This window comes from Actinomycetota bacterium (assembly GCA_018830725.1).
GTDB lineage: Bacteria > Actinomycetota > Humimicrobiia > JAHJRV01 > JAHJRV01 > JAHJRV01.
The window spans coordinates 1-11,077 of record JAHJRV010000042.1 but is presented as its reverse complement, the minus strand read 5'-3'; the positions used below and the strand labels follow the sequence as shown (position 1 = coordinate 11,077).

Annotated in this window: 10 protein-coding genes; all 10 read right to left on the bottom strand. The window is 31.7% G+C overall.

Going from position 1 to position 11,077, the window contains the following annotated elements; all coding sequences use genetic code 11:
* Positions 1-132: 132 nt before the first annotated feature.
* Complete coding sequence (locus KKC53_02250) at positions 133-642, bottom strand: hypothetical protein (GenBank protein MBU2597993.1); 510 nt, start codon at positions 640-642, stop codon at positions 133-135.
* 771 nt (positions 643-1,413) lie between these two features.
* Positions 1,414-2,892, bottom strand: coding sequence for a C69 family dipeptidase (locus KKC53_02245; protein ID MBU2597992.1), 1,479 nt, complete (start codon positions 2,890-2,892; stop codon positions 1,414-1,416).
* Between the two features lie 302 nt (positions 2,893-3,194).
* Complete coding sequence (locus tag KKC53_02240) at positions 3,195-4,472, bottom strand: glycosyltransferase family 4 protein (GenBank protein MBU2597991.1); 1,278 nt, start codon at positions 4,470-4,472, stop codon at positions 3,195-3,197.
* 461 nt (positions 4,473-4,933) lie between these two features.
* Positions 4,934-5,173, bottom strand: coding sequence for a hypothetical protein (locus tag KKC53_02235; protein ID MBU2597990.1), 240 nt, complete (start codon positions 5,171-5,173; stop codon positions 4,934-4,936).
* Positions 5,174-5,323: 150 nt separating this feature from the next.
* Complete coding sequence (locus KKC53_02230; protein MBU2597989.1) at positions 5,324-6,340, bottom strand: glycoside hydrolase; 1,017 nt, start codon at positions 6,338-6,340, stop codon at positions 5,324-5,326.
* 109 nt (positions 6,341-6,449) lie between these two features.
* Positions 6,450-6,689, bottom strand: coding sequence for a glycoside hydrolase family 66 protein (locus KKC53_02225; protein ID MBU2597988.1), 240 nt, complete (start codon positions 6,687-6,689; stop codon positions 6,450-6,452).
* 100 nt (positions 6,690-6,789) lie between these two features.
* Positions 6,790-8,262 carry a glycoside hydrolase family 13 protein gene (locus tag KKC53_02220; protein MBU2597987.1) on the bottom strand — a complete coding sequence of 491 codons (1,473 nt, stop codon included), beginning with the start codon at positions 8,260-8,262 and terminating at the stop codon, positions 6,790-6,792.
* A 68-nt stretch (positions 8,263-8,330) separates the two neighbouring features.
* Positions 8,331-8,744: an SCP2 sterol-binding domain-containing protein gene (locus tag KKC53_02215; GenBank protein ID MBU2597986.1), complete on the bottom strand. Its 414-nt coding sequence runs from the start codon at positions 8,742-8,744 to the stop codon at positions 8,331-8,333.
* Positions 8,745-8,763: 19 nt separating this feature from the next.
* Positions 8,764-9,927 carry an iron-containing alcohol dehydrogenase gene (locus KKC53_02210; GenBank protein MBU2597985.1) on the bottom strand — a complete coding sequence of 388 codons (1,164 nt, stop codon included), beginning with the start codon at positions 9,925-9,927 and terminating at the stop codon, positions 8,764-8,766.
* A gap of 14 nt (positions 9,928-9,941) precedes the next feature.
* A partial coding sequence (locus KKC53_02205) for an aldehyde ferredoxin oxidoreductase C-terminal domain-containing protein (GenBank protein MBU2597984.1) occupies positions 9,942-11,077 on the bottom strand: 1,136 nt, incomplete at its 5' end.

Sequence of the window (11,077 nt, the reverse complement as noted above, 5' to 3'; positions counted from 1 at the left end):
TATCCTGGGTACCTACTGTGATTCTGAGTATCATTTTCTCATTGCTTAAAGCAAAGGGGATAACAAAGATAGTAAGTGAGACTAAAGAAGTACAGAGGTTAGTTATTAGCTAACTAGATTTTTTCTAACTTTTTATGTTAAAATTGCTATCTCATTGGCTTTACGGAATATTTCGGCGTACTCTGAGTTAAAGAACTTAAGAATTGTTACACCTGGCTTTTTACTCTTAAGTATTTTGACTCCAAGCTTAGCTAACTTCGAGCGAAAAATTAATCTAAAAGGTAAAAGTAAAAGCCACATTATTGCATAAGCTATACCCATAAATAAAAACCCACCTGCTCCTATTAAAAGCCAATTCTGTACTCTGAGAAGTTCTAACCAACCTTTCTCAACAATTGTAAATATTACATATAAAATTGCTCCAAGTGCTCCAATAATTAGAGCGATACCAAATAAGTTGTCCTTCCAGTTCCTTAAACGATTTACCCTAGTGTAACAGTTGTCACAGTAAGGTACATGCCCACTTCCACTAAATAACTCAAAATCATCCTTCGTGGATTCTTTTAAACACAAAACACAGAACTGTGGCCAAGACAATTTTTTAGATGTACTTACTTTAACTATTTTAATATCTTTACGCATTTTTCATCACCTCTTTTATTTAGAAGTTTTTTACCTAAACTTTTAAGTATTAAATATTTTTAAAATTTCATAGATTTAGAGAAATATTTCACAAAATCAGGATATGTGGTCAATTCAATATATTTAATATTTTTTAGTTGGATTTATCCTCTCTCCTATAATTACAGTCGGAAGTCCCGCACCAAATCGGACATTTATTTCTTTAGATGTTAATAAAGGCATCTTTTTTATACCCTTTCATAAAAATATTTTTTTATGATTATAATACATTTTAATAAATTATAATTTATTAAAAAGATAACTATAAGAATTTTCATACTATTGTATTATTAACAGTTTTGAGTATAAGCTAGCAGAGATCAAAAAAGAAATAAGTCTCTTAAATTATTATCTTGAATAGACACTTCGGGAGTTTAGTTGACAAGCTTAAAGACTTTATACAAATTAACTAAGAAAGAGGTTTGTCAGGCTTGATACTTTTTAAAAAAGTTTTACAAGGAAATATCGTTTTATAATTTCCATTCTTCTCACTTTTTGGTGTTTATAATACCAATTTTGCTTCTTTTTTGGTATTTGCAATACCAAAACATCATAATTATTTAGTCTTGTCAAAAATTTTTAATCAATATTTTTTTCATTAATATTAAATTTTTTCTGTGATATAAGTCATAGAGTAGATTAGTTGATTATATATTCTCATATATTTCTGCAGGTCATAACAAAATTCTTGCAGTGTTAACTAGTGGAGTACCTTTTCTAATTGCAGGAATTTTATTTCTCATAAGCTGGTGGAGAAGAAAAAGTTTGTAATAATCTGTTTCTTTTAGATAATCTGTCCCAATAGTTAGTATAAAAAAATATTTTCTTTCTCTTTATTTTAGATAATTTATCTATCCACCTATCTGTAAAATCCTGAGCTCTTTTAAAACAGCTTAGTGAAAATTTATATATCTCATCTTTTGTATAATATTTTAATTTAGCATTTTTTGTAACAAATTTCGTACTTTCAGTAATAAATTCCTTTTCTAATTCATTGCGCTCGTGAGAATATTCTTTAATAAATTTTTTGTAATTGGCTAAAAATAATCTGTGGAGTTTTTCGTGTCTCCACCAGATAGATTTTTCATCATAAAACTTTCCAGTATGATAATTTTCTGTAGGAATCTTATTGTATCCTAAAAATAAAGGTTTAAATATTGAAATACAGGGAGCAGAAGTACCAGTTGCATATATTAATATCTTCTTATCTTTTGTTAATTCAACAATCATTGAACCTGTAGTCTGACTTTTTCTTATTATGGAATTTGCTGCATGCATACAGATGTCAAAATTACTTCCGTATGAAGGATGATATTTTTTATTCCTTTTTGATACTTCATTCAAAATATCTGAAATAAATACTTTTGCAAGACATGTAGAACAAGGGTTAATAACTTGTGGGTTTTTATCAAGAAAGTGATCTCTTAAAATATTAGCTATCTTTAAGACATCCAATTTCCCTTTTTCTTTATTCATCAATTCAAAAGAACGATTTCTTCTTTTTTTAGCACCTGAAAAATGTGTAAAAAGATGTGAGGTATAGACTTCTTTTGGATTTAATTTTTCATAACCTTTTATCCTCTCTCTACTTATCCAATTTTTACTCTTTGCATATTCCCCAAAATTATCTGAGTTATAGTCATAATCATCTTCTATGCTAATACAGTTTGAAATAGAATAAGCATCCTTTATCTCTTTTACTGCCCATTCTTTACCATAGCACTCCATAACCTTTGCAGAATCAAAATCAGCTATTAAAAAAGAATTATGGTATTTCATTTTTTTATTACGATATCCACAAATCCCACCCTGTCCATATTTATTTAAAAGATCAGCAATTACCTCCACTGCCATACCTGAATTTTTACTTCTTTCTAAAGCTAATCTCATCAAGTCCATTCCAATAAGACCTTTTTTCTTTTCATGAGGAATTTTAGTAAATATTGCCTCATTTCCAATTACAACTCCATTTTCATTAACACCCATTTCACATCCCCATATCCAGAAAGGTTTCGCTAAAATAACTTCATAAGTTTTTCTAACCTGCGGTATTTCTATATATGTGCACTTTACCCTTTCACCTTCTTTATACTCCTTTGTAGGATAGTGAATTAATTCATGAACTTCATCAGGTTCTCTATCTGAATTCTTAGCAAAAATTATACTTTTATTAGCAGTATAATTTTGCATTGCTACAAATGTATCACACATTTATCTTCCCTCACTATTTAAATATAATAAAAATAATTTATAATGCTAATTACAAACTCAAATATCATTATTTTATCTTTTTAAATAGCCTTATGTAAAATTTGTTTTTAAATTTCGATACCCCCTTTTTTCAAATAAAAATAGGAGCAGTTTTTAACTCACTCCTTTTGTTATTATATCTTGCAATTATCGTGCAATTTATTGAGCAATTTATTTTAATTTGAGAATATATTAAGAATGATTTAAGAATGTAGAAAAGGATATTAAATCTTTATTAATAGGGCTTGTTTCAAGAAAAGATACTATATATTTCTTTTAAAGATTTTATGATAAAAATCAACAACCTTTTCAATTGGGAACTCTTCTTTTACACGTTCAAATGCATTTTCCGCAAGGTAACGATATTTTTCTACATTATCTATTACCTCTCTAAGATTCTTTTCAAGTGCTACTTCGTCATCTTCTGGAAAAAGTATAGAATCATAACCTGGTTTAAGAAATCCAATAATACCAGGAATTTCCGAGGCAATAATTATGTTCTTTGAAGCCATGGCCTGAAGTATTGTATTACTCATTCCCTCACGAACTCTATATGGACAAACCATTATGTCAAAAAGACCTAAATAATTCCAGGGATCATCCCTTCTACCAATATAAACTGCGGAATCACCACATTCATTTACAAGTTCTCTGACCTCATCTGCATTGGATTTCTGAACCATATCTTCCTGACTGGTTCCTATCAAAAATAATAATGCATTTTCTAATTTTATACGCTTCCAGACACGAAGAAGTAGATCAGCCCCCTTTCTTGAAGTTAAACGACCTATAAACCCGACTATAATTTTATCTTCGTCTAGTCCGAGTTCCTTTTTACGCTGTACTTTTTCTTGAAACAACACGTTGTACTGCTTTACATTTACACCATTGAAAACTTTTTTTGTTTTATATCTTAGTCCTTTTGAAATTAGAAAATCATACTCATCTTTAGATAGTGAAGTAAATAGTGAAACTGAATTACAATATAAGTTCCATTTCCATTTTGACAAAGTGCGATATAAATACTGAGGGGTTCGCTCTACTGATCCACCTGTTAGCCTTAAGACAGTCTGTTTTTTAAAAAATGTTTTAAAAAACCAGGAAATAGCTACCTCAGGTATGAACACACCTAATCGATTTTTTGAATATGAGAAATTTAAAAAATATATAGTTTGATAATCACGAAAATGTCTTAGCAGCCAAAGAAAAATACACAATGTAAAGTACCAGGATTCCATTCTAATAGGGCCAAAACGAGTTAGATGATATCCTTGAAACATTTCCTTAGATCTGGCTCTCATCTCGTCGTCCTTAGTGAGAACTTCTACCTTCCATCCCTTTTTTACTAAACCTGTTGCTAAGTCACGACCAGCGCATTCAAGCCCACCAATATGGGGTGGATAAAAACTAGCAGCTACAAAAACTACAGAATAATTTTTCTGTTTTTTAAAACATAAACCATACAGAAATATTGGAAAGGTTATTATCATTTCCAACAGGAGATAGTAACCCATCAAAACGTAAGTTACAAACTTTTTCATATTGAATCCACTCCTATCCCACCACAATTTAAATCAGTAAAACAAATGAATTTAAAATAGAATTTCTATAAAGAGCTTTGAAATAAAAAAATTATAAAAATTTATAATTTTTTACAAATTTAAACAAAATAATATATGATTTTTACTTTTACATGCGACTATATTTTAGAGAAGCTCAACCAAAAGATGATTAGAAGAGTAAAATCTGAAATTTCAAAATAATTGGCTTACTTCTACATCTAAATCAATACAGCTGCTACTTCTACTCAGCCAGGTTTAAAAATAGTAAAGTTATAAAGCTAGAAAGTCTATAGTAATATGTAATAAATAGACTTTGTAATAATTATTTTATCACAAATTAAAAAGGTGGGGTTTTTAAAAATGATGAGTCTAACATACATACTAGATAATATTAATAAAAATATTTGAATTTATTAATTTAGGATGCATATTATATATAATTAGTCTAATTTTTCAATTCTTACTATTTCAATTAATGTTCCCCACATATGAATACTTACCATATCTTCACGAATTTTTGCATCAAAACTTACTCTTAGGTTATCCTTTTGGAATTCTTCACTTAAATTAATTGGATCATAGTTTTTACCGCTATCACCAATTATTCCAAAAAATCCACCTTCTATGTCAATATATTTAACAGTTCCAGTTTCAGATATAATATCCTGTTTTTTTGACATTGTGCATCCTGATAATGTAAAAATTATTAAAAGTATCAATATAAAAGATATAAATATAAGAAGAAAAGATATTTTTTTCATTTGTTCCCACAATTTATTTATTATCTAGTTTCCTAATGCTTTTTTAAGAATAATATACATAGCATGAGACTACAGTAGAGTCTTTGCAGGCTTGCCTTTTTCTTTAACCCACTTATGATAGAAGTCAGAATTCAGTACATTTATATTGATTTGCTCTGGTAGATTGCCATCTTTATCTGCTTTAGATTCTATCCATTTTGATAAATTATAAGCTTTACTTTTTTGATTAATTTCAGTGTAGAACCAACCAAGCCAGGCAGTAAGTAATATCCATTCCCCTCCTCCATAGTAAGTATCATTCCTATACCGATATACACCGTTTTTTAGCAAGTCTTTCTCTATTATATCTATTGTGTTTAACATAACTTTTTCATTAGGTTCTACCAATCTAAAAGGCATAGATAACCATAGGAGTGATGCATCAACCTTGTCAGTTCCTATATATTTTACGAAATGATTATTTACTACTCCTCTATTTAAAACAAATTCTTTTATCTTATTCGTTAGTTGTGATAGTTCTATATTTGGATGAAATTGTGATATTTCTTTTAGTCCACCATATATACAAGCTAAAGTTGATACATGTACTTTATCCAGATTTTCTTCCCAGCAATCATAGTTATTGTGATTCCATAATAGGGATAAATATTTTTTTATGATATTTATGCTTTCTTTAAATTCTATAAGAAAGTTTTTATTGCCTGTAAATTTTATGTGTTGAGCTAAACCCCACAACCAAATACCATAACCATCTAATTGAAAGTTAGCCCATTTTTGATTTGACTCATATCCTTCAAGAGTATATCTGGTAGGAAGAAAATCATTAGGATTTATATTTTCATTTTTATTTAATTTTTTTAATATATCCACAATCTTATAAGAATATCTTTTAATAACACTATTTACCCATCTATGAAATCTTTCAGCACTCTCATATTCACATGCCTTATCCATTGCATAAGCAGTGAAGGTACCATCTCTAAGCCAACAATATCTATATGATTCAAAATCTGGGCTGGCAATATAGCTATCTGATTTGTGTTGGTTTGTTTTTATTATTTGTATACTTTTTTTATACAAATCCATATCTTACCTTTCTTGTCAAATATAATTACATTTTTATATAACATTGCCAATTTACCACTTGACAATAACTCCATAGCATATTTTCCCTTCAATTAGTCTATTATATATACTATTGTTCTAAAATAATCATATCCCAATATTCCAGACGTGGTAAATTAAAGCTTATAATTCCATTCTGGTATGAGAACCTTAATTCTTCAGGCCAACCATCGTTTAAATCTGGTGAAAGAAAATATATTCTAAGAGGTCTATTCGGACTCGGAATCGTCACCTCTACGTTTTCAAGAATTCTAGGTAACTTTGTTCTCGTAGCATTCCACTCAGGTTCTTCGAGATCAAGGAGATTAATAAAAAGAAAAACATTATTTCATTTATACTGGAACTATTAATTTTAAACAAATTATTACAATTCTATATATAATGTCCCATTTAGAGCTTGTGAAAGCTTATCACCTGTCAGTTACTCTCACTACTTCCAAAACAATCCCAGATCTGGCAGAAACAAAGACATCTTCGATGCTACCGTCAGTTACTTTCACTTCACTATCATCCCACACATCTCTGAGCAATGCGTCATCTTCCAGATGGTTAGCCACAGACAGATCAAGATTTACTGGTTGATGACTGTTGTTCAAAATCACCAGTAACATTTCAGATCCCAATTGTCGGCTATAAGCAACTACATCATGTTTGAGGAATAACCAAGTAAAGTCGCCCTGTCGCAGTGCTGGTTTTACTTTTCGCAGAGTGATACAACGTTGAACATATTCTTGCAGTTCCTTGTCCCATTTGCTCTCATCCCATGGGAACCCAGCTCTGCATCCAGGATCATGACAACCTTCCATGCCAATCTCATCACCATAATAAATACTTGGTGCGCCTGGATAGGTCATCTGGAATAGTGTCGCTAGACGATAAGCTGAGGTATCACCACGCGCTAGAGTTTTAAAACGCGGAGTATCATGACTACCTAATAGATTAAATTGCACATTTGTTACTGAGTTGGGATAAAGACTCAATATTTTATTAATCTCTTCAGCAAAGGTCTGGACATCCAGCGTGTCAATCTGTTTGTAGCTACAACGGGCAACCTCGGATCTCAAAAGGTCATCACCCACAAAAAAACCCAGACATGCTCGAGTAAATGGATAGTTCATTACAGCATCAAATTGATCACCCTGGAGCCAACGTTGTGCTTCTTCCCATATTTCACCTACGATGTATGCTTCTGGATTAACACCCTTTACCCGTTTGCGAAATTCACGCCAAAAGTCATCATCATCAATCTCGTATGGTACATCCAATCGCCAACCATCCACACCAAACTCAATCCAATAGCAAGCTACATTCAATATAAACTCACGTACAGCAGGAGTTGCTATGTTCAACTTGGGCAAGGCTGGCAGGTTTAACCATGCTTCGTAGCCATGTTGTTCATTAGGCGCATTATAGGGTTTCAGTGGATAGTTTTTAATTATAAACCAATCTAAGTAAGGTGACATAAGTCCATTTTCAACGATGTGATTAAACTGGAAGAAGCCCCGCCCCGTGTGGTTAAACACACCATCAAGGATTACACGCATGCCTCGTTTATGAGTTTCATCAAGTAGTGTTTGCAGTGCTTCATTACCACCGAGGATGGGATCTACCTGGTAATAGTCATATGTATGATAACGATGGTTAGCAGTTGATTTGAAAATAGGATTAAAGTAGATAGCTGTTATCCCCAAATACTGTAAATAATCCAGATGCTCGACCACGCCTAGTAGGTCACCGCTCTTAAAACCATTAACCGTTGGTGGACTGTTCCAGAGTTCCAAGTTTGAGGGTTTGGGTACAAGTTTGCTTCGAGCAAACCTATCAGGAAAAATCTGATAAAAAATTGCATCCCTTACCCAATTTGGTGTCTCGATTGAAGTCATTGTTTAACTCAACCTCCTATTTTTAAAAAATTAGATTCAGCCTTCAGAGTTAAATAAGTGCTCTCCACCTATTTAACATCAACTAACTCTTCAAACCCTTTCTCTGTTAAATAATTCTTATATATTGCATATGCACCTTTTATTATTGGGAGTAGTTTCATAATTTTAGGTATGGGTCCTTTAGCTCTTATGTCTCCTTTTGTTAATGCTGCCATGAGATTAACTTTACCTAGCCAGAATCTATGAGCAACATCCGAATTCATTGACATTATGACATCTGGTTTAATATCCTCTATATCTCCCTGGATAATCTCACTATTTGGGCAATGAACTATTATTACAGCTTCAGGATTATGATATATAAACTTTATAATCAAACCTGAAGCTAATACTTTGGGACCAATTTCTGGATTATTTATTAAATCGTTAAAAAATGGAACCAAAATGCTATAGAACTGTTCTGTATCCTTAAAATATGCCATATTTATACCTCCTTACTTTTTAATAGGCTTTTCTTAATAATTCTTCTATTTCCTCCACTTTTGCCTCTCTTGGATTGTTAAGCATGGAACCGTCATACATAGATATTTCAGCAATTTTGTTTAAACCTTCCTCTTTAACTCCTACCTCTCTTAATTTTTGAGGCATACTACAGTCCTTTGTTAATTTCAATACAACATCAATTGCCTTTCTACTTGCTTCCTTCTTTGTTAAACCTTCTATATTAATGCCAAAAGCCTTTGCAACTAAAGCATATCTATTGCAATAATCTAAATTGTACTTCATTCCATATGGTAGTAAAATACTGTTTGCAATTCCATGAGGAACATCGTAGTAACCACCCAATGCGTGAGCCATTGCATGAACACATCCAACTAAAGCATTAGTAAAAGCTAATCCTGCCATATTTGCAGCAATCAGCATATTACCTCTTGCCTCAATATTTTCACCATTATTTACAGCTTCTCTTAAATTCCCGCCTATGAGTTTAATGGCATGAATAGCAAGTGCATCAGTAATAGGTTCATTCTGTAAAGAATGAATTGATTCTATTGCATGAGATAAGGCATCCATACCTGTTGATGCAGTGAGTTCTGGGGGACAACTTATAGTAACTTCTGGATCTAAAATTGCTGTATTTGGAGAAATATATGGTGAAATAAATGAGATTTTTAACTTCTGGCTAGAATCTCTTATAACTGCAGCAAATGTAACCTCACTTCCTGTTCCAGCAGTTGTGGGGATTGCTATTAAATTCTTCAATGGTCTTTCTAAGAGATATGCTCCCTGATGATCCTCCACTAAATCTCCACCCTCAGATATTAAAATATTCATTCCTTTTGCTGTATCAATTACACTTCCACCTCCTACTGCAATTAATATATCACTCTCTTTTTCGCGTGCCATTTTATAACCTTTGTTACAGACCTCTATGTCAGAGTTAACAGGAACTTCGTCAAATATTCCAACTAATTTAACTTTTGAAGATTTTAAAATATCTTCTATTTTTTTAAAGAAATCTAAATTCCTTACTATTATATCAGTGATAATAAAAGCTCTTTTACTACCAAGTAATTTTATTTCATTTGGTAATTCTTTTATTGTACCTGCTCCAAATATAACTTTTGTCCTACATTGAAATTGAAAATATTCAGGCAGTGGCATAAAGACTCCTTTTTTTATCTCTTATATATCTTATCAGCTAAGTCTTTTAATCCTAATTCTTTTAATTTCTCTCTCTTTGGTTTTCCCTCTTTGTTGATTTTTCTTATTTTATAAAATTCATTAAGCATAAGCTTTATATCAGGGACTAAACCGGCTGCTGCACCTTCAGTCACCGGTGTTAGAATCTTCTCCGGTAATCTATCATCTTCTCTTTTTATTCCTAAAAGATTATTTATTCCTCTCTTTAAATACCAGATTCGCTCACCAATTTTCATCATATCTTCCAATGTATAATCAAATCCAGTTGAATAATTTAAGCTATTTAATATATCAGTTACTGAAAAAGATATACCAAGTAGAGAACAGATATTAGCAGAATTAAGAATAGAACCTAAATTTTGTGTTATTGAAACAATTCTTGCTTTTCCTGTGCTATCCATTCCTTCATATGGACCTTCCAATCCAATCTCGGGATAGAAAGCTTGACCGAGTTCTACAAACATTTGATATGAATTAACATGACAGGCTCCTCTATTTGATATTGCATATTCAAGACCTAATCCATGAAACGCTCTTGGGTCATGCATAGGAACCTCAAGTCCTTTTACTTCAACCAGAAATTTTTCACTATCTTTGCCAATTTTTTTTGATGCCTTTTTACTTCCATCTGCTAATACATTCCCAATACCCTTGTCTCTTTTTGCAATCATTTTAACTAGATTTAATACAGCCTCACCATCTCCCCACTTTAGTTTTAAACCATCTGTATCACTTTTACCTATAATACCCTTTTCATAGCACTCAATAGCAAATGCAATTGCCCCACCACATGAGATCGTATCCATGCCATATCGGTTACATAGCTCATTAATCTTTGCAACTGCCTTTAAGTCACCTATAAAACATAATGTCCCAAAAGAAGCACAAGTCTCATACTCCGGACCAGGTCCTTTTTCAATCTTATACTTTCCTTCACTTACCTTTACAACTCTTTTACAAGGTATGGAACAACCAAAACAAGCTTTCTTATTTATAAGGATGGTTTCAGACATGTTCATTCCAGATAATTCTTCTGCTCCTTCATCCCACACTCCTAAATTCCAATTTTTTATTGGAACATCACCAAGAAGCATAAAAATTGGTAAGCCAC

Excerpts from the sequence above, each read along its gene's own strand:
- KKC53_02250 (MBU2597993.1), bottom strand. The coding sequence starts at position 642 with ATGCGTAAAGATATTAAAATAGTTAAAGTAAGTACATCTAAAAAATTG.
- KKC53_02230 (MBU2597989.1), bottom strand. The coding sequence starts at position 6,340 with ATGGATTTGTATAAAAAAAGTATACAAATAATAAAAACAAACCAACAC.
- KKC53_02215 (MBU2597986.1), bottom strand. The coding sequence starts at position 8,744 with ATGGCATATTTTAAGGATACAGAACAGTTCTATAGCATTTTGGTTCCA.
- KKC53_02210 (MBU2597985.1), bottom strand. The coding sequence starts at position 9,927 with ATGCCACTGCCTGAATATTTTCAATTTCAATGTAGGACAAAAGTTATA.
- KKC53_02220 (MBU2597987.1), bottom strand. The coding sequence starts at position 8,262 with ATGACTTCAATCGAGACACCAAATTGGGTAAGGGATGCAATTTTTTAT.
- KKC53_02240 (MBU2597991.1), bottom strand. The coding sequence starts at position 4,472 with ATGAAAAAGTTTGTAACTTACGTTTTGATGGGTTACTATCTCCTGTTG.
- KKC53_02245 (MBU2597992.1), bottom strand. The coding sequence starts at position 2,892 with ATGTGTGATACATTTGTAGCAATGCAAAATTATACTGCTAATAAAAGT.
- KKC53_02235 (MBU2597990.1), bottom strand. The coding sequence starts at position 5,173 with ATGTCAAAAAAACAGGATATTATATCTGAAACTGGAACTGTTAAATAT.